This window comes from Actinomyces qiguomingii (assembly GCF_004102025.1).
Taxonomy (GTDB): Bacteria; Actinomycetota; Actinomycetes; order Actinomycetales; family Actinomycetaceae; genus Actinomyces; species Actinomyces qiguomingii.
This window is the reverse complement of the sequence record NZ_CP025228.1, coordinates 2,818,139-2,836,841: the sequence shown is the minus strand read 5'-3', so window position 1 is coordinate 2,836,841 and position 18,703 is coordinate 2,818,139. Positions and strand designations below refer to the sequence as shown.

18 protein-coding genes and 1 CRISPR repeat array are annotated in these 18,703 nt (G+C 66.7%); of the genes, 12 read left to right on the top strand and 6 right to left on the bottom strand.

The window, feature by feature from the left end; all coding sequences use genetic code 11:
- Positions 1-146 precede the first annotated feature (146 nt).
- The 8 genes from CWT10_RS11960 to prfB all read left to right on the top strand — a co-directional run bounded on the left by CWT10_RS11960 (position 147) and on the right by prfB (position 6,145).
- Positions 147-1,433 (top strand): TadA family conjugal transfer-associated ATPase, encoded by a 1,287-nt coding sequence (locus tag CWT10_RS11960; RefSeq protein ID WP_103061957.1) that lies wholly within the window; start codon positions 147-149, stop codon positions 1,431-1,433.
- Positions 1,433-2,284 carry a type II secretion system F family protein gene (locus CWT10_RS11955; RefSeq protein ID WP_103061958.1) on the top strand — a complete coding sequence of 284 codons (852 nt, stop codon included), beginning with the start codon at positions 1,433-1,435 and terminating at the stop codon, positions 2,282-2,284. The genes CWT10_RS11960 and CWT10_RS11955 overlap by 1 nt, the downstream gene beginning before the upstream one ends.
- Positions 2,281-3,210, top strand: a complete 930-nt coding sequence (locus CWT10_RS11950) for a type II secretion system F family protein (protein ID WP_103061959.1) — start codon at positions 2,281-2,283, stop codon at positions 3,208-3,210. The genes CWT10_RS11955 and CWT10_RS11950 overlap by 4 nt, the downstream gene beginning before the upstream one ends.
- 98 nt (positions 3,211-3,308) lie before the next feature.
- A complete protein-coding gene (locus CWT10_RS11945) occupies positions 3,309-3,509 on the top strand; it encodes a hypothetical protein (RefSeq protein WP_103061960.1) in 201 nt (66 codons plus the stop codon).
- Positions 3,499-3,930 (top strand): TadE/TadG family type IV pilus assembly protein, encoded by a 432-nt coding sequence (locus CWT10_RS11940; protein WP_103061961.1) that lies wholly within the window; start codon positions 3,499-3,501, stop codon positions 3,928-3,930. The genes CWT10_RS11945 and CWT10_RS11940 overlap by 11 nt, the downstream gene beginning before the upstream one ends.
- Positions 3,927-4,436, top strand: a complete 510-nt coding sequence (locus CWT10_RS11935; protein WP_233188004.1) for a peptidase T4 — start codon at positions 3,927-3,929, stop codon at positions 4,434-4,436. The genes CWT10_RS11940 and CWT10_RS11935 overlap by 4 nt, the downstream gene beginning before the upstream one ends.
- Positions 4,433-4,948, top strand: a complete 516-nt coding sequence (locus CWT10_RS11930) for a glycosyltransferase (RefSeq protein ID WP_416171682.1) — start codon at positions 4,433-4,435, stop codon at positions 4,946-4,948. The genes CWT10_RS11935 and CWT10_RS11930 overlap by 4 nt, the downstream gene beginning before the upstream one ends.
- A 75-nt stretch (positions 4,949-5,023) precedes the next feature.
- Positions 5,024-6,145, top strand: coding sequence for a peptide chain release factor 2 (gene prfB, locus CWT10_RS11925; protein ID WP_103061962.1), 1,122 nt, complete (start codon positions 5,024-5,026; stop codon positions 6,143-6,145).
- Positions 6,146-6,192: 47 nt separating this feature from the next.
- Here prfB and CWT10_RS11920 read toward each other — a convergent pair whose 3' ends face one another.
- The 3 genes from CWT10_RS11920 to CWT10_RS11915 form a co-directional block, all read right to left on the bottom strand.
- Entirely contained in the window at positions 6,193-6,714 is a 522-nt protein-coding gene (locus CWT10_RS11920; protein WP_103061963.1) for a type II toxin-antitoxin system RelE family toxin, read from the bottom strand.
- Positions 6,715-7,054: 340 nt separating this feature from the next.
- Entirely contained in the window at positions 7,055-7,183 is a 129-nt protein-coding gene (locus CWT10_RS17695; protein ID WP_269843707.1) for a hypothetical protein, read from the bottom strand.
- 123 nt (positions 7,184-7,306) lie between these two features.
- Positions 7,307-8,353 (bottom strand): LD-carboxypeptidase, encoded by a 1,047-nt coding sequence (locus CWT10_RS11915; protein ID WP_103061964.1) that lies wholly within the window; start codon positions 8,351-8,353, stop codon positions 7,307-7,309.
- A 151-nt stretch (positions 8,354-8,504) separates the two neighbouring features.
- Between CWT10_RS11915 and CWT10_RS16835 the strand changes: the two genes are divergently transcribed.
- The 3 genes from CWT10_RS16835 (at position 8,505) to ettA (ending at position 11,370) form a co-directional block, all read left to right on the top strand.
- The gene (locus CWT10_RS16835; RefSeq protein ID WP_146032373.1) at positions 8,505-8,966 is read left to right on the top strand and encodes a hypothetical protein; all 462 of its coding nucleotides are present in this window, start codon (positions 8,505-8,507) and stop codon (positions 8,964-8,966) included.
- A complete protein-coding gene (locus CWT10_RS11910) occupies positions 8,875-9,390 on the top strand; it encodes a CPBP family intramembrane glutamic endopeptidase (protein ID WP_103061965.1) in 516 nt (171 codons plus the stop codon). Before CWT10_RS16835 ends, CWT10_RS11910 begins: the two co-directional genes overlap by 92 nt.
- 297 nt (positions 9,391-9,687) lie before the next feature.
- Positions 9,688-11,370, top strand: coding sequence for an energy-dependent translational throttle protein EttA (ettA, locus tag CWT10_RS11905; protein WP_103061966.1), 1,683 nt, complete (start codon positions 9,688-9,690; stop codon positions 11,368-11,370).
- A 732-nt stretch (positions 11,371-12,102) separates the two neighbouring features.
- Positions 12,103-12,500: a CRISPR direct-repeat array (repeat unit 38 nt; unit sequence GTCTCAATGCACCTGGAGGTGCGAGGTGCTTCCTGACC).
- Positions 12,501-13,728: 1,228 nt separating this feature from the next.
- Here the strand turns inward: ettA and CWT10_RS11900 are convergent.
- The 3 genes from CWT10_RS11900 to ptsP form a co-directional block, all read right to left on the bottom strand.
- Complete coding sequence (locus tag CWT10_RS11900) at positions 13,729-15,072, bottom strand: Ig-like domain-containing protein (RefSeq protein WP_103064075.1); 1,344 nt, start codon at positions 15,070-15,072, stop codon at positions 13,729-13,731.
- Positions 15,073-15,355: 283 nt separating this feature from the next.
- A complete protein-coding gene (locus CWT10_RS11895) occupies positions 15,356-16,351 on the bottom strand; it encodes an acyl-CoA thioesterase (RefSeq protein ID WP_103064076.1) in 996 nt (331 codons plus the stop codon).
- On the bottom strand, positions 16,348-18,045 hold the full coding sequence (gene ptsP, locus CWT10_RS11890) for a phosphoenolpyruvate--protein phosphotransferase (protein ID WP_103064077.1): 1,698 nt from the start codon (positions 18,043-18,045) through the stop codon (positions 16,348-16,350). The genes CWT10_RS11895 and ptsP overlap by 4 nt, the downstream gene beginning before the upstream one ends.
- A 193-nt stretch (positions 18,046-18,238) precedes the next feature.
- Between ptsP and CWT10_RS11885 the strand changes: the two genes are divergently transcribed.
- Entirely contained in the window at positions 18,239-18,469 is a 231-nt protein-coding gene (locus CWT10_RS11885) for a PTS sugar transporter subunit IIB (RefSeq protein WP_103064078.1), read from the top strand.
- The last annotated feature ends 234 nt before the right edge of the window (positions 18,470-18,703 follow it).

Genomic DNA, 18,703 nt, shown 5'->3' with positions numbered 1-18,703 from the left:
GGTTACTGATACGGACTGGCGCCTATGTCCGGTCGTGACCTATGGTCGGCGCGTGAGGCTCCTCAGCGCTGAGCCAGCGTCACGCACACCACCTGCAAGTCAGCTGCCGTACAAAACCCCAATACGATCAACCCTGAGAGGCCGCCATGGATGCCGCAGCGCTGCTGCACTCCGAGATCCGCGAGCTGGTCCGGCGCCGCGGCGTCGACCCGCTGACGCAGACCGCTGCCCTGCAAGCGCTCGTGGCCGAGGCGAGCGCCGACTACGTCGCCCGCGCCGACGCCGGACTGGTCCCTCCCCTGTCCGACCCCGAGGACGCCGGCGCCCGCGCCGTGGACGCCCTGGCCGGTTTGGGGCCGCTGCAGCACTACCTGGATGACGAGGCGGTGGAGGAGATCTGGTGCAATGCTCCGGGTCGCGTGTTCGTGGCCCGCTCCGGCCGCCCCGAGTTGACCACCACGCTGCTGGAGGATGAGGAGTTGCGCGTCCTGGTGGAGCGCATGCTGCGCGTCTCCGGGCGCCGCCTGGATTTGGCCAGCCCCTTCGTGGACGCCCAACTGCCCGGCGGTGAGCGCCTGCATGTGGTGATCCCACCCATAACTTCGCAGCACTGGGCGGTGAATATCCGCAAGCACACCTCCCGGGCGGCGCGTACGAGCGAGCTGGTGCGCATGGGGTCGCTGACCGCGCAGGCGGCCGCCTTCCTGGACGCCTCCGTGCAGGCGGGGCTCAATGTTCTCGTCTCAGGTGCCACGCAGGCTGGAAAAACCACCATGGTGCGTGCCTTGGCGGGCGCCATCCCCGCCGGACAGCGCGTGATCACCTGCGAGGAGGTCTTCGAGCTGTCCCTGCGCAACCGAGACTGCGTGGCCATGCAGACCCGCGCCGCCAACCTCGAGGGCGTGGGTGAAATCAGCCTGCGTCGGCTGGTGAAGGAGGCGTTGCGCATGCGGCCGGACCGGTTGCTGATCGGTGAGGTCCGGGAGGCCGAGGCCCTCGATCTGCTGATCGCCATGAACTCCGGGCTTCCCTCCATGTCCACATTGCACGCCAATTCCGCCCGCGAGGCGGTCATCAAGATCTGCACCCTGCCACTGCTGGCGGGTGAGAACGTCAGTGCGACCTTCGTGGTTCCCACGGTCGCCGGAGCCGTGGATCTGGTGGTTCACCTGGACCTGGGGTCCGACGGGCACCGCCAGGTCCGGGAGATCGCCGCCTTGTCCGGGCGGGTGGAGAACGGCACTATCGAGATGTCTGATGTCTTTCACCGCGACGACGCCGGGCGGCTGGTACGCGGCCCGGGCCTGCCGCCCGCACCTGAACGCTACGCCCGCGCCGGCCACGACCTGGCCGCCTTGCTCACCGAAGACGTTGCGCGCACACGTCGTGGCCGGCGCGCCGCCGCTCGTGCCGACACCGGGGAGTGGTCCTGATGGGTGCCCTGGCCGGGCTGCTGGCAGGCAGCGGCATGATCCTGATCTGGCTCGCCCTGACCGGCGAGCCGCCCCGGTGGCGCTCGGCGCGGCAGCGGCGTCTGACGGACCTGCTGGTGCAGGCGGGGGTCGGCCGCACCAGTCCGGCCGTATTCGTGCTCGGCAGTATCGTCCTGGGGACTGTGGTCGCCCTGGTCTTCTTGGGTGTTTCCGGCGCCTGGTCGATCGCGGCCGCCTTCGGCGCCATCGCCGCCGGCGCGCCCCTGCTGGTCGTCTCCTCACGGGCGCGTGCTCGTCGCAGCAACCTGCGTGAGGTGTGGCCGGAGGCGGTCGACACGCTGGTGTCGGGTGTGCGCGCGGGCATGAGCCTGCCCGAGGCGTTGACCAATCTGGGAGAGCGCGGCCCCGAGGCCATAAAGGAGGAAATGCGAGCCTTCGGCGTCGACTACGCCACCAGCGCCCGTTTCGACCAGGCACTGGACCGGCTCAAGGCCCGCTTGGCCGATCCGGTCGCCGATCGTATCGTCGAGGCCCTGCGGTTGGCACACGAGGTCGGCGGCAGTGACCTGACTACGCTGCTGCGTTCGTTGTCGCGGATGCTGCGAGAGGACATGCGTACCCGTGGTGAGCTGGAGGCCCGCCAGTCCTGGACGGTAAACGGGGCGCGCGTGGCGGTGGCGGCCCCTTGGATCGTGTTGGCACTGCTGTCCACCCGCCCTCCGGCAGCAGCCGCCTACGCCAGTGCCACGGGCGCCCTGGTCCTGGCCGTCGGCGGGGCGGTGACCCTGGTGGCCTACCGGCTCATGCTCCGGCTCGGCCGCCTGCCCGAGGAAGAGCGGGTGCTGCGATGAGCCATGTCCTCGCCGGTGCACTGACCGGCCTGCTGGCCGCCTGCGGCATCCTGCTGGTCAGCGATGCCCTGCGACGTCGCCGTCCCACCCTGGTCTCGCGCCTGGAGCCCTACGTGCAGCCGCGCCCCAGCACCTCGCGGCTGCTGAGCGCAGCACCGGCTGCCGACGCTCAGACCGTCAGCGGCCTCCTGCTGGAGACGGTCACCCGGCTCGGCGGCCTGCTGGAGGCGATCGGCTCCTCCGCCGAGTCGGTACGCAGGCGCCTGGCCCGCTCCGGGACGGGACTGAGTTATGAGGAACTACGCACCCAGCAGCTGCTGTGGGCCGTGGCCGGACTGGCCCTCGCCGTCGGCACCGGGTTGGCACTATCGATGACCGGGCGGGTCAACGTGCCGCTGCTGCTGATTCTTACGCTGCTGGCAACCGTCGGCGGGGCGGCGGCCCGTGACTGGTGGCTTACGCGCACCGTGGAGCGGCGTCGCGAGAGAATCGAATCTCAACTGCCCGACGTCGTCGAACTCCTGGCCCTCGTGGTGGGCGCCGGTCAGGGGCCTGTCGCCGCCATCGAGCGGGTCACGCAGGTGGGACGCGGCGAGCTCATCGAGGAACTCGAACTGACCGTGGCGGACGTTAATTCCGGAACCGTGCTGACCACTGCCTTGGCCCATCTGGAGGAACGGGTCGGCTCACTGCAAGTGACCCGCCTGTCGGAGGCCATTGCGATCGCTCTGGAACGTGGCACCCCGTTGGCTGATGTGCTGCGCGCACAGGCCGCCGATGCGCGGGAGGCCTCCCGGCGAGCCCTCATGGAGGAGGGTGGGCGCCGTGAGATCGCTCAGATGGTGCCCGTCGTCTTCCTCATCCTGCCCATCACCGTCGTCTTCGCCCTCTTTCCGGGCCTGTTCGTGCTGCGGATCGGCCTATGACCTGATTGCCCGCAGATCCGCCTGTGCCCGTATCCCAGCACTGCGCCACACCACCTCCTCGAAACCGTCATACAAGTCATCAAGAAACGGAGAATCCCATGCACACCCTCAAGCGTCGTCTCAGCATCTACCTGCAAACCCGGCTCCGCAACCTGCACGACGAGCGCGGCGATGTGCCCGGCTGGGTGCTGGTCACCCTCATGACCGCCGGCCTGGTCGTCGCCCTGTGGGCGGTGGCCGGTCCGACGCTGACACAGGTGTTCAACGACGCCATCGCCAAGGTCACCGGTGCCATCTGAACGGGGAGCTCTTCACCGCGAGAAGGGCGAATACGGTGCGGCCGTCGTCGACTTCGTGCTCGTCGGCGTCCTCGTGATCGCCGTGTCGCTGGCCCTGCTGCAGCTGGCCCTGGGGATGCACGTGCGCAATGTGCTCACCGACGCTGCCGGGGAGGGTGCGCGCCGTGCCGCCCTGGTCGGCGGCACCACCGCCGAAGCGGACGCGCGCGTGCGTGCCCTGGCCGGTGCCGCCCTCGCCGACGGCTACGTCCAGGACGTAACCGTCACCCGCACCAGTTCCGACGGCGTGGTGGTTGTGCGCGTGGACGTGACCGCGCCCCTGCCGATGCTGGGCCTACTGGGGCCAGGTGGGACGCTGCACGTTACCGGGCACGCCGTCGACGAGGCCGCGCTGGTGGGCGTGGATGGGGGTGAACCGTGAACGGTCGGGGCATCAGCCGGTGCGGTGCAGGCGTCGGCGGGCGGCGGCTGCGCCCGCGTGTGCGGTGGCTCCTGCGCGGTCTCGCTCCGCCCGGGGTTGAACCGGAGGCGGGCAATGCGCCGGTGGAGTTCATCGGCTGGACTGTGGTCCTGGTGGTGCCCGTGGTCTACCTGCTCATTGCCCTCGCGCAGGTGCAGGCCGCCTCTTTCGCTGTGGCCTCGGCTGTTGATGCCGCCAGCCGCATCCTGGAGGTGGAGCGTGGCGAGGTGGCGGTTGTCCACGCCCGCACCGCTGTGGGATTGGCCCTGTCGGATCAGGGACTCGACGTGGACCCCGCCAGTGCTATGACCGTGGCCTGTGCGGATACCCCCTGCAGTGCTGCAGTGGTGCGAGTGGAAACCGGTGTAGACCTGCCACTGCTGGCCTGGGCCGGAGTGGGGCGAGATGTGGTCGTCATAGACGCCGAGCGTTCGGTCACTCTCGCCGGAACGGGGGACGATCCATGACTTTGGTCGCGCACAGCCGCTGGCACACGATGCGCGAGCGGGTGAGGTTGGCTGCCGGAAGGATGTGTCGGGTCAGTGGTGCGGAGGACGGACAGACCCTCCTGCTGGGGGTAGGGCTGATCGCCGTCGTCCTAGCGCTGACGCTGGTAGTGGCTTCGGCCACGGCCATCTACCTGGACTTGAAGACCCTGACCTCCCTGGCCGATTCGGCCGCGGCCGCAGCCGCCGATGCGGTAGATGAGGACTCCTACTTCGGCGGTACCACCACGCAAGCCGGGCCCGGTGCACTGTCCGATGCCGGTGTGCAGCTTGCGGCGTCCGCCGATTTGGTGAAGCAGCCGGTTGACCTGAGTGATTTGCGGATCCTGGAGGCCTACAGTCCAGATGGCGCCACCGCCGTGGTCACCCTGAGCGCCCACTCGCGGCCGCCCTTCCTGCCCTGGGGCGTGATCCCCGCAGCGGGCTTCACCATCACGGCCACCGGAACTGCTCGGGCCACCACCGGCATGTGAGGCAGCCCGCCGCCGTCGGAGATGACTGGGCCCCGGCCGTCGGCTCGGTCCGCGGGTCTGTTCTAGACTCGGCCCGTGGCCACAGACTTCCCCGCCGAGATCGAGCAGCTCCGACACACCTACGCCTCCGTCGTCGCCGTGACGGACCCTGAGGCGCTGCGCGGGCGCATCGCCGAGCTGTCCGAGCAGGCCGCCGCCCCCGACCTATGGGATGACCCCGACGCCGCCCAGGCCGTCACCTCCGCCCTGTCTCACGCGCAGGCCGACCTCAAGCGCGTGCAGGCGCTGGGCGGACGCATCGACGACCTGGAGACCATGGTGGAGATGGCAGGGGAGGAGTCCGGGGAGGACGCCGCGGAACTGCTCGCCGAGGCCGAGCAGGACCTGGCCGGGGTGCGTAAGGACCTGTCCGACCTGGAGATCCGCACCCTGCTGTCCGGCGAGTACGACCAGCGCGACGCCGTGGTCACCATCCGCTCCGGCGCGGGCGGTGTGGACGCCGCCGACTTCGCCGAGATGCTGCTGCGCATGTACACCCGCTGGGCGGAGCGTCACGACTACCCGGTCAAGGTGCTCAATACCTCCTACGCTGAGGAGGCGGGGCTGAAATCCGTCACCTTTGAGGTGCACGCCCCATACGCCTACGGCACGCTCAGCGTGGAGGGCGGCACCCACCGCCTGGTGCGCATAAGCCCCTTCGACAACCAGGGACGCCGCCAAACCTCCTTTGCCGCGGTGGAGGTTATCCCGCTGATTGAGTCCACCGACCACATCGACGTTCCCGAGGCCGACATCCGCGTTGACGTCTTCCGCTCCTCCGGTCCCGGCGGCCAGTCCGTGAACACCACCGACTCCGCGGTGCGCATCACGCACCTGCCCACCGGGCTGGTGGTGTCCATGCAGGATGAGAAGTCCCAGATCCAGAACCGCGCTGCCGCCATGCGCGTGCTCCAGTCCCGCCTGCTGCTGCTCAAGCAGCAGGAGGAGGACGCCAAGAAGAAGGAGCTGGCCGGCGACGTTAAGGCCTCCTGGGGTGACCAGATGCGCTCCTACGTGCTCAACCCCTACCAGATGGTCAAGGATCTGCGCACCAACTATGAGGTCGGCAACCCCGACTCGGTGTTCGACGGCGACATTGACGGCTTCATCGACGCCGGTATCCGCTGGCGCAAGCAGCAGGAGCAGGCCGCCGACTGAGCCTGCGAGAGCGGTCTTCCCGGCCGGCGGCGGTCCAGGTGGCCTGTTCAGCGGTACACGTCGCGGCGGTGTCCGAGCGTGACCACAACGACGACGAGTCGGCCGTCGTCGATCGTGTAGATGATGCGGTATTCGCCCACGCGTACCCGCCAGGCGGGACGGCCTTTGAGAGGGCGGCATCCGGGAGGGTGCGGGTTGGTGGCAAGCAGGGCGATCGCCCCCTGGATTAGGTCGTGTTGTGTAAGTCGTTTGTGGTGGTTGTTCGGTTCTGGTGCTGTTGAGGGCGTTGTCCCGGGCCAGGTTGTCGGTGGGGGTGGGTGCCTGCGGGCGGGCCGGTTGTGTGCTCGGTGAGGGTCGTTGTATGCAGTCAGGCGCGCAGGGCATTGCCGCGGTGTCGGGGTCGGGTTGCCGACGGTCGAAGGGGGTCGGTGGGTCTTGCACGGCCGCGTTGGTGGCTCTTCCGGTGTGAGGGTGTGGTGGTTGGATCCCGGGTTGCGGTGTGGTGGTCGTTTTCGGGTGTGTGAGGTCGTCTTCGGTTGGCGTCGGTCTGTTGAGGACGACCTTGTCATCTCCGGGCCCTTCACATTCTGAGGGTTTCGGGCTGAAAAGGACGTTCTCGCCGGATCGGGGTCGTCCTCGGGCTGACGGGGATGTTGTCCGGCGTGTCGTGGGGGGTGTCCGCCGTCGGCGTGCCTTGTTTGGACCGTTTCTTTCTGTTTGGGCCGTCAGTCTCCATTTGGACCGCTTTGCTCTGTTTGGACCGCCGTAGTGTGCTACTGGGGCGGTCCGGACCGACGCCAGGGGTCCAAACCGACGTAAGGGGTCCAAACAGAGGCGGGCGGTCCAAACCCTGGGCGCGCCTGGGGCTTGACACGCCCAACCGCCACCCAAGCACTGACATAACAGGACCTAGGCCGCCGGGCTGATGAGAACAGCTGCGGTCCAGCCCCGCTTGGTCAGGAAGACGGCGCCTTCGCGGGCATCGTCCACAAGCGCGGGGAGTTCTGCGCCGACGCGAGACATGGTGACGACAGTCATATTTCAAATGAACATCTCGCTCGATGAAATGCACATGGAGGTTGTCGGCTCTTCGAGGCTGATGGTGCCATGGGCGTGCGGATGAAGTCTTGGCGCGGTGCAAGAGACGATCCGCAAGAGTCGTCAGGCGTATGAGGCAGTGATCCGCCGGGAAGTGGCGTCGACGGTGAGTGTGCCGCCGTGGGGGAGGATCCACTGGGGCCGGGTGTGCCCGAATGGGATTCCAGTGCAGACCGGTGCCGCCGTGTTGTAGCGCCGGATGATCTCAAGTGCGCCCTGAGCCTGCTCCTGCCGATATTGTGCACGCGCCTGAGCATCAGGAGAGGTCTGGAGACTGGAGGCGGGCGGCCGGGCCAGCAGGACGGCTGCTGCGGCTTCAAGCACTCCTCGTTCCCCCAAGGAGCGCAGCATGCCCGCAACCAGTTCCCGACTCGGCAGTATTTCGGAGGTCTCCAGCATCAGCACGCAGCCATCAAGGGCACTGGCATCGGCCAGGATGCGCCCTGCGGCGAGGCCCAGAACCACTACCTCCAAACATCCGCCCCAGCCGGGCCCGCTGATTACCGTGGCCGGCCCGTCCCAAAGCCATGGCTCCGTCTGCTCACGGGTCCCGTACTCGGTCAGCGCTCGCGGGTCGGCCCAGTCCTTGCCGAAGTCCTCCGAGTATCCCGGCTCGGTGATCTCCAGTGTCTCACCCGTCAGCAGTGCGGCGCGCAGCGAGGCGCGATGAATGGCGTCCACGTCGGGCCCGGGCCCCAGGTGAACCTGGGTGGCGCCGCCGTGGAAGCTGCACACACCGTGCGACCACAGCCAGTGGTGAAGATTGGTGTTGTCGCTGTAACCGAGTACCGGCTTGGGATCGCGCAGGAGCGGCTCGGGATCAAGGAGGGGCAGGACCGTCATCTCGTCGTCGCCGCCCGCAGTGGCGATGATTGCGCGGATGCTCGGATCGGCGAAGGCGGCATTCAGATCGTCGGCGCGTTCGCCCGCCGACGCTCCGAGACGGCGGGTGGTGGGGAACTCCACCGGCACCAGGCCGGTTATGGCGCGAAGCCGCTCCAACGCCTGCTCATGAACTGCGGGCCCGATCGCGGGCGCAGCCAGCGACGGCGACAGCACCGCGATCTTGTCGCCCGCTTCGGCCTTCCGGGGGCGGGTAACTGGGTTCATGCCCTTGAAGTGTAGCCGGGCCTTGCGCGGGGCCGGGGCGGTAGGGCCACTCGGGGAGAACCCGTATAGATCCCTGAATCCGCGGCGTGTCGGCCCTGGTTATCGCCGTCGGCTCTGGAAACGGTGACTCGCGCCACTTAACGTGATCGATATGGGCGCACACGAGATCACTGGGGCAGGAGTCAAAACAGATGCGGAGCTGGAGGCGCGAGCGGGCCGGCCGGGCCCGGGCGGCGCCGTGCTACGGGTGGTGATCGCCATCGCGGTCATGCTGCTGAGCGCCACGGTGCCGGTGCTCGTCATGGCCATACCGGGAGTGCAGGCGCTGCTGGACGGAAAGGTCTTCGGCCGGGGGACCGCTGGGCTACTGGCGCTCTGCCTGGCCGTCCTTGCAATCATGTCCACGGCGACCCTGGTCGCGTTCGTGTGCACCCGGCTGCTGATCAACCGCTTGGACCACGCGAGCCCCACCGCCCCTGGCGCTGCGACCGAGCCCGCGGGCGCTGACCTGGTGCGTCGGCATGATCGCCCTCGCCTTCGCGGTCATGCCGGTGGCCGGAGCCGTAGACGAAGCGCTCGGCATCGCCCGGGAGGAGTCCGCCATGCCGGGTGACACGTGGTGGTCGGCGATCCTGATTCAGATCGCCCTGGGGTTCTTCCTGCAGGGGATTCCCGAGGAACTGGTGTGGCGGGGCTGGCTGTTCCGCTCTCTCGGCTCAACCCGGGTGGCGGCAGCCGTATCGGTGCTCGCCTTCACCGTCATGCACTTGATTTCTCAGGGCGGCCAGCAGAGCTGGACCGAGCGTGTCATCTACTTGGCCATGCCCTTCGGCTTCGGGGTGGCGGCGATGGCCGCCCGCTGGGTGTCGGGCTCGACCTGGGCGGCTGTGGGCGTGCACGGAGGATTCCATCTGTCCAACCTGTTGGCGGTGAGCACCGGCGTCCCCGTGGACGAACCGGTCACCTGGGCTGTCATCGGCTTTCTGTGGCTGGTTGCAGGGGTGATCGTGCTGCTACTTCACAAGGCGCGCCGGTAGCGTGAATGGTGCTGGCTGAGGGCAGGCTTGATGTCGATTCACGACCTTGGGGAGCGTTTTACGACTACCCCGGGGTCGTGGAACGTACCCCAAGGTCGTAAACCGCCAACCGGCACGCACCGCCGGGCACACGTGCACGGCGTCACGGTCCGGCGTCGTCGCCCCGGTCCCTCCGCTCCCGTAGGCTGGGTGGTGGTGCGCGCCGACGACGAAGGCCGCGCCCCGGCGAGTCCGGGGGAGTGGCGTCGTCGGGGCGCGAGTGAATCCGAGCAACCCTTCGAAAGGCGTATCAGACCTGTGGCTGAATTCATCTACCAGATGATCAAGGCGCGCAAGGCGCACGGTGACAAGGTCATCCTGGACGACGTCACCATGGCTTTCCTCCCGGGGGCCAAGATCGGCATGGTCGGCCCCAACGGCGCTGGCAAGTCATCGATCCTGAAGATCATGGCCGGCATCGACCAGCCCTCCAACGGCGAGGCCCGGCTGTCCCCGGGCTATAGCGTCGGCATCCTGCTGCAGGAGCCGCCGCTGAACGAGGAAAAGACCGTGCTCGGCAACGTGGAGGAGGGCGTCGCAGAGATCAAGGGCAAGCTCGACCGGTTCAACGAGATCTCCGCCGCCATGGCCGACCCCGACGCCGACTTCGACGCGCTTATGGCGGAGATGGGCACCCTGCAGGACCAGCTCGACGCCGCAAACGCATGGGACCTTGACTCTCAGCTGGAGCAGGCCATGGATGCCCTGCGCTGCCCCCCGCCGGATGCCGAGGTCAAGCACCTCTCCGGTGGTGAGAGGCGCCGAGTGGCCCTGTGCAAGCTGCTGCTGGAGGCGCCCGACCTGCTGCTGCTGGACGAGCCCACCAACCACCTTGACGCCGAGTCAGTGCTCTGGTTGGAGCAGCACTTGAAGGCCTACAAGGGCGCCGTCATCGCCGTCACCCACGACCGTTACTTCCTGGACCATGTGGCCGAGTGGATCGCCGAGGTCGACCGTGGTCACCTTTACCCCTATGAGGGCAACTACTCCACCTACCTGGAGACCAAGGAGAAGCGTCTGGAGGTCCAGGGCAAGAAGGACGCCAAGCTTGCCAAGCGTCTGAAGGATGAGTTGGAGTGGGTGCGTTCCTCCGCGCGCGGGCGTCAGGCGAAGTCCAAGGCCCGCTTGGCCCGCTATGAGGAGATGGCCGCGGAGGCGGAGCGCACCCGCAAGCTTGACTTTGAGGAGATCCAGATCCCGCCGGGTCCGCGCCTGGGTAACCAGGTCCTGGAGGCCACCAAGCTCACGAAGGGTTTCGATGGGCGCACCCTGATTGACAACCTGTCCTTCACGCTGCCGCGCAACGGCATCGTCGGCATCGTGGGCCCCAACGGGGTCGGCAAGACCACTCTGTTTAAGACGATCGTGGGGCTGGAGCCGCTCGACGACGGCGAGTTGAAGATCGGCAAGACGGTCAAGCTTTCCTACGTAGACCAGAACCGTGCGGGCATCGACCCGAAGAAGACTTTGTGGGAGGTTGTCTCCGACGGGCTGGACTACATCCAGGTGGGCCAGGTGGAGATGCCCTCGCGTGCCTACGTGGCCTCCTTCGGCTTCAAGGGCGCCGATCAGCAGAAGCCGGCTGGCGTGCTGTCCGGTGGTGAGCGCAACCGTCTGAACCTGGCGCTCACGCTGAAGCAGGGCGGCAACCTGATTCTGCTGGACGAGCCCACTAATGACCTGGACGTGGAGACGTTGTCCTCGCTGGAGAACGCGCTGCTGAACTTTGCGGGCTGCTCGGTGGTCATCACCCACGACCGCTGGTTCCTGGATCGTGTGGCCACCCACATCCTGGCGTGGGAGGGCACCGAGGATAACCCGGCCTCTTGGTACTGGTTCGAGGGGAACTTCGCCTCCTACGAGGAGAACAAGGTCCAGCGCCTGGGTGTCGAAGCAGCTCGTCCCCACCGCGTCACCTATAGGAAGCTCACGCGCGACTGAGCCGAGCGGAAAGGCCGCTTGCGGTCTTTACCGAGGCGATGGAGTCGCGTTGCGGGACGGAGGACGAACACGCGCGACCCTGGTGGTTCGTGCACTCACGCCAAGGTCGCGCAGTCACACCACCGTGGTACTTGTTGCGGGTGGGGCGCAAGGCCGTTGATGTCCATTCTGGACACTTCTGGCCTGCGCCCCACCGCGACTTTTACGGCCGCGCATTCATCCTTACCCGGCCAGCATCCCTACCTTCCTTCATTTTCACATGCGCGAACCGGAAGAACTTCCAAGCCGAGCAACAGGGGCCCGGCCGAGGAGAGACATTGCGGTGTCGAAGTGTCCAGATTCGGGACGAACTACCCCGGCGGCGTTGGTGACGGCGAGTAGAGCGTTGGAGTGATGCCGACGTCGCAGCGCTTGACGTTAGTTCCAGCGTTGTTTGTCCGAAAATTGGGCACTCCGCCCCAGCGCTCAGCACCCGGCACGTGGCGGAGCCGCTGGCGGCCGTGACCGCCGCAGTGGACACACGAAACCACCAGATCGTTCCGGCACTCGCATCGGGATCACTCCACACCACCGGCCCACCAACGCCCCTGCTGGGTCCCCACATCCTTGCCCATCCCTCAGCCGGAAAACCCGCGCAGAACCGAACTCGGCAGTAACGTCGACCGACCTCGATGGTTATAACAGCCGAACTCAACGATGGGGAGCAACGCCGCTGACCCGTTGTTAACGGGTGTCTCAATGCACCTGGAGGTGCGAGGTGCTTCCTGACACAACGCTGTCCGTGAACTCGACCTTGTCTCCTCCTAGTCTCAATGCACCTGGAAGTGCGAGGTGCTTCCTGACACAGGATCGCTCCTCGTTCTCCCAACGTCACCGTAGGTCTCAATGCACCTGGAGGTGCGAGGTGCTTCCTGACTCGACCGCAATGGTGACGGGTCTATTACCGAGGTCTCAATGCACCTGGAGGTGCGAGGTGCTTCCTGACCCGTTCCAGCAATCTCATATGCCGAGTCGACGTTAGTCTCAATGCACCTGGAGGTGCGAGGTGCTTCCTGACCACCAAAAATATCTGCAAACAAACCGCCGAAGCTCGTCTCAATGCACCTGGAGGTGCGAGGTGCTTCCTGACCCCTACCTCTGGAAACCGCGTCATACCGCCACTTCCAGAGGCCAGATCGCCACCGACCCCGCAAGCACCCCACGAGACCGGCTAACACCACCCCAAAACTACCACCTTTCGTTGAAAACAAGCCAAGCGCCACCGACACCCCCCAAGACCCCTCCAGCCACCAACTTTCAACGAAGTCATGCGGAAAAGTCGGCGTCAAAACGCACCAAACTTTGTACCGTAGACCAAATCGCAACCTCACCGCCACACCCCACTAGCCACACACACCACACCAGCACCGCACGCCACAGCCCCGGACACCACCCACCTACACCCAACCAACACCGCCCCTCACCAACGCCACCGGCAAGCGCCACCTCAAACACCCACCAACCCCGCCGGGACCTCTACTACGCCACTTCACCGTTGAGTACGCCACTTAGGCCTCTGCTGAACGGTCCAGAGGCCTTCAACAAACACCTAAGTGGCGTAGTAGAGCCCGAACCGGAGTAGTAGAGCCCGAACCGGAGTTTTAAACCTACCGACCCCGGCCCCGGCCCCAGCACGGCTCTTCCGGTTTGAGGTGTTGGTGGTGTGTGTGGGCCCGGGCCGCTGCCGGCCGCGTACTTGGACCGCGTTACTGCGGTTGGACCGGGCTCCTGCGCATGGACCGCGTTCTCGCGGTTGGACCGTCTGAGAGTGCGTTCCAGGCAGTCCAACGGCAGCCAGGGGGTCTAACGGCAGCCAGGGAGTCCAACCGCAGCTAGACGGTCCATCGGCAGCCAGACGGTCCAGTCCCAGCCGATCGGACAAGGAAGGACCTGGTCTACAACCACACGCCCTGACCTGCTGGCCGCACCAGGACGGTAGGCCGGCACCTGGGAGCCAAAAGTGTCCAGAATCGGCATGAGCATGCTGCCCCTCCCAGCAGCCGCCCTGAAACTCGTTGAAACCATACGGACCTGATAGACGACGTCGGGCGGGGGAGCATCGTTCGTGCCGAATCCGGACACTCCCCCCGCCCCGCCAACCCCACCAACCGAACTCGATCGTCATATCTACCGAACTCGATGGTGATAACGACCGAACTCGGCGAAGATGCTTCAGGCCGGACTGGAAGAGCCGGACCGGAAGAGCCGGACCGGAAGAGCCGAATAAAGCGGGTGGGGCCGCGGATCGATTCGATCCGCGGCCCCACCCGCTTAATCGTCGGGAGGAGATGCTCTCAGCCCAACAACGGGTTCAACACCTCACTTGCGAGCGCGGGCGCGGTAGACCGCGGCCCCACCGAGGATCAGCAGAGCACCTGCACCGAGTACCAGCGCCAGACCGTTGGAGCCGGTACGCGCCAGCGCGGGCGGTCGCGTGGCCGAGGACTTAGCTGCGGGCGTGGTAGCCTTCGCGACCGCACTGGGCGATTCCGAGGCCTGAGAGGGCTGGCTCGGCGCTGCGGATTCCGAAGGAGCGGCCGCGGAGGGCGACTCACTCGGGGTCGCAGACTCGCTAGGGGTCGGCTGTGCCGGAGTCGGGGTCTGGCTTGGGGCCGGGGACTCCTTCGGAGTAGAGGGCGTCGGGACCCTTCCGGTTGCGGAACCGCCGCCGTCACGCAGGATCACTTTCGCCTCGCTCTCAATGTCCCGACTACCGATGATGAGCGTAGCGCGGTCGGTCCAGGGGCCGGCGCCAGTGAAGTTCATCGGCAGGATGATCCGGGCGAACTGACCTACGGGAATCACTACGGTCCCGCTGATGGAGTTGTCCTCGCAGCTGGTCACGGTCACCTGTGTGGGTGTGCCGCCGGTGGGGTCTCCCCATACGTTGCGGCCGGTGTATGAGTAGGCGGAGGCTTCGCAGGTGAAGGCCTGGTTGGGGGAGGTGAGCTCATCGGTCCACCCCAACGTCACGGAGTCGGCGCCGGCGGCCATCTCCTGGGTGATGGTGGGGGTCTGGAGCGTCACATTGCCGGTGCTTACGCCCTGTGCGTTAGGGGCAGGGGCGGAGCCGAACTTCGCCAGATAGTTCGGCATCTCGGTGCAGTTACCGACGCACTCGCCCACCGGAACCTCGAGGATCTTCTCGCTGCCGTTGGTGCTGAAGGTGAGAAGCTCGGTAGTGGAGGGCGTGATGGCGCTGGTCAGTCGGGTATCGACCCAGCCGTTCAGGGAGATGTCGTGGTGGGATTCGACGTAGTCGGTCAGGGTGATGACCAGACGGCCCTTCGAGCCGTCCTCGTCGGCCACGTAGGTCATGGTGGCGGCGGTTTGGCCGTCCTCGGTGTCCAGGTTCCAGGTGGTCCCGGAGTCGAAGCGCAGCTTTTCCGGGGTGCTGATCTCATAGGTCTGACCGGCACAGTGACCGTCGTTGAGCTCAAGGGTGAACTGAAGCTTCAGCATTTCCCAGGCGACCACCGCGTTGTCGGCGGACACCGGCTCATCCTTCTTGAGAAGCGTGATGTCGGGGGTTTCCGATGTTGCGGTGCACGTGCCTTCATCGGCACTGGCCGGGCTGAAGAACGCGGCGGGAACGATCAGCGCCAGGGCAAGTACCCCCGAAGCGATCAGCGCCAGGAGGCGTGGTACGGCGCGGGAACGCATGGTGCTCCTTATTCTAGGCGGGTATGGGCGTACAGAAGACGTGACTGCCGCCACGGAACACCACTGTCATGTCGCGGATCCGGAGGATGCCGAGTGGAAATATAACAGTTGAGTGCTGCGGAGGCAGGTCTCTGTTAAGCATCATACCTGCGCCTAGCATCGGATAGTGGGGTTTGAGGGTGTATTCGCGGTGTACTCTGTTGCGTTTATCACCGGATAGCTAGTATGTCGGTTGCTAAGGGCGTCATGTGGTGGGGGCGGATATGCCCATCGAGTGACATTGTCAGGATGAAGGGGTCGGGATCGACCCGCCGTCATCCCCTTCGGCCACGCGAATCGCCCAGTCGCCACCGCCCTTGGAGGTGGCTGTAGGGGTGCGAATCATTCCCTCCTGGGCGATGGTTGACACCAGTCTCCCGGCGGAGTCGAAGACCTCTGCGCGCGCCATGGAGCGTCCACCCTGGGAGGTCGGCGAGTCCTGTACGAACAGCATCCAATCCCCAGCATCCACGTCCCGATGGAACCATTGGGCGTGATCCAGGGTCGCCAGGCTCATGCCCTCGCTGCGCCAGGACAGGCCTTGGCTGCGTAGCGCAGGTTCCAGCATGACCTGGTCGCACATATACGTCAGCAGCGCCCGATGGACGGTCTGGGTGGCGTCCGGCGGAATCGTGCCGCGTGAGCGCACCCACAGATGCTGGTGTCCCTGTTTCCGCCGACTCGGACGCAGGTAGATATTGCCCTCCACGTGGCGGATGTCAAAAGCCGTGGTGCGTCCCAGGAACTTGGCCACCGGGTGGTCGATGGAACGAAAGATCTCCAGGCCGCTGGTCAACTCCTCCGGATTTGGGACGTCGGGGGCCGCCAACTGCACCTCCGTGCCGTCCTGCTGCTCCTGGAAGGAGGAGATCATGGTCAAGATCGGCGTGCCGTCCTGGGTGGCTGTGGTTCGGCGCTGAGAGAAGGAGCGCCCGTCATGCATGCGCTCAACCTCGAAGCGCAGCGGCTGACCCGGTCTGCCGCCACGCATGAAGAAGGCATGAACCGAATGCGGCTGGCGCGGTCCGTCACCGTCGTCGACCATGGTGGCGGCGGCCGCCAGCAGTCCCTGGGCGACTACCTGGCCGCCGTAGATGCGCCCAGACAATTGCGGCAACGAGGAGCCGGTGAAGGCGTCGTTCCCGTTCCCCCCGTCGGCCGCCGGGTCCAGGGCGAGTATCCGAGTGACGGATCCGAGTGGTTCGGTGGTTGCGGGGGGAACGGGATACGGCTGCGTCAAAGGCCGAGCTCCTCCAGGATCGGCAGTTCGGTGCGTACCGCCTGCCGGGCTTCCTCGGCCGTGGCCGACGCCGTGGCGATGTCGGCCAGTCGCCGGCACTCGGCCAGGTCCACCGACTTAAGGACGGCGTCGACATCGGGCAGAGCGCGGGCCGTCATGGACAGGCTGGCCACGCCCAGACCCACCAGCACCGTCGCCAACGCCGGGTCCGCGGCGGCCTCGCCGCACACGCCCACAGGACGTCCATGCGGGGCGGCGCCGTCGCAGGCCTGCTTGATCAGCCGCAGCACGGCCGGCTGCCAGGCGGTGGACAGGTCCGCCAGCGAGGACAGCAGGCGGTCGGCGGCCATCACGTACTGCGTCAGATCATTGGTGCCGATAGAGGCGAAGTCAGCGTGCTCGAACATCTTGTCGGCCATGATGGCCGCCGAGGGCACCTCGATCATCATGCCCGCCGTCTGCAGGCCGTAGGAGCGGGCCTTATCGGTGAAGGCCTTGGCCTCCTCGGCCGTGGAGATCATGGGGGCCATGACCCACACCTTCGCATTAGTTTCGGCTTCGGCCCTGGCCAGAGCCTCCAACTGGTGGTCGAGTACCTCCGGGTCGCGGCGCGTGGTGCGGTAGGCGCGCACGCCCAGGGCCGGATTGGCCTCGGTGGCGTCGGTGAGGAAAGGCAGCGGCTTGTCGGCGCCGGCATCCAACGTGCGCACCACCACCTTCTTACCCGGGAAGGCGGCCAGCACGGCCTTGTACGCCTCTACCTGCTCGTCGACGCTGGGCTCCTCCGGCTGATCCAGGAAGCAGAACTCGGTGCGGAACAGCCCCACACCCATGGCGTTGGCCTCGGCCGCCGAGCGGGCTGCGGCGCCGTCGCCGACATTGGCGAGCAACTGCACCTCGTGGCCGTCCTTGGTGGCGCCATCACCGTTGAATACACGCACCCGGCTGGCCAGTTCGCGGGCGCGCCGCAGCTGATCCTCGCTCGGGTCCAGCACGATCGAGCCCTTGGTGCCGTCCACAAGCACGATATCGCCGTCGGAGAGTTGATCGGTGACGGCGGCGCCCGTTCCTACGATCGCGGGCATGCCCAGGGCGCGGGCCAGGATCGCCGTGTGGGACGTCGGGCCACCCTCGGAGGTTACGAAGGCCACGACCTTCTCCGGATCGAGCAGGGCGGTGTCTGCGGGGGCGAGGTCCTCGGCCACCAGCACGAAGGGCTCCGGCAGGCGGGGGATGCCGGGCATGGGCGCGTCGGTGAGTACCGCCACGATGCGGTCGCGCACATCCTGTACGTCCCGCGTGCGCTCGGCCATATAGCCACCAAGTGACTCCAGCATGGAGGCCAGCGTGCCGGCGGCCTCCCACACGGCCCGCTCGGGAACCAGACGGCGTTCGCGGACCATGGCCTGCGCCGAGGATGTCAGCGTGGGGTCGGCCGCCATCTGGGCGGTGGTCTCCAGCAGGGTGCGACCATCGCCCTTGGCCTCGGCGGCCGATAGTTCTAGGCCCTTCTTGACGGTCTGTGCGGCCGCGGCGATGCGGTCGCACTCCTTCTCGGTGTCACGGTTCGGGTCCAGGGTGGCGATCTCGGGCTCGGCGATGCCGGGCGCCATGCGGGCAACGGGACCTGCGACGAGCCCGGGGCTCACGCCGATGCCGGACAGAGGGGTGGGGTTTGCGGCGGACGGGGCCATATGGTGCTCCTCAACGGTGACGGAGAACGGAGACGGATGTCACGGCTCATTGTGCACCGAGTCTGTGCTTCGTGGAACGATTCTGCCATTGGATGAATGACGATTGGCAGGCGAGAAGGGGTTAGAGGCCGCCCCCGGGCGCCGTGAACTGCGATAAAGTGACGTCGAGCACGAGGAACTACTAGGAGCGCGCATGAGTACTGCAGCTGAAATCGTCGCCGGCCTGGGCGGGCGGGAGAACATTTCCGACCTGGAGCCCTGCATCACCCGCCTGCGGGTGGAGGTCGTTGATCAGGAGAAGGTTGATGAAGAGGCCCTGCGTGCCACCGGCGCCTTCGGCGTGGTCCGTTCCGGCCGGGTGGTGCAGGTGGTGGTCGGCCCCACCGCGGATGCGATTGCCCAGGAGATAGCCGACCTGGACTGACCGTCACCAGATGTCGTTGGTCGGCCGTCGTCACTTGGGCGGTCGCCCGCCCGGCCGTTACCCCGCAGAGCGGGGCGGTCGGGCGTAGGTTCCCACGCGGTGAAAGTCCTCGGTGTGGGGGACTGGCGTGGGCGCGGATCGTGTGAAACGCTTGCTGTAAAAGATGTTCCCGCCCGTCGGGCCGCCGTGCAGTCGCTTCGGTGCGCGGGGTCATCCCTAGATAACATCCCCGGT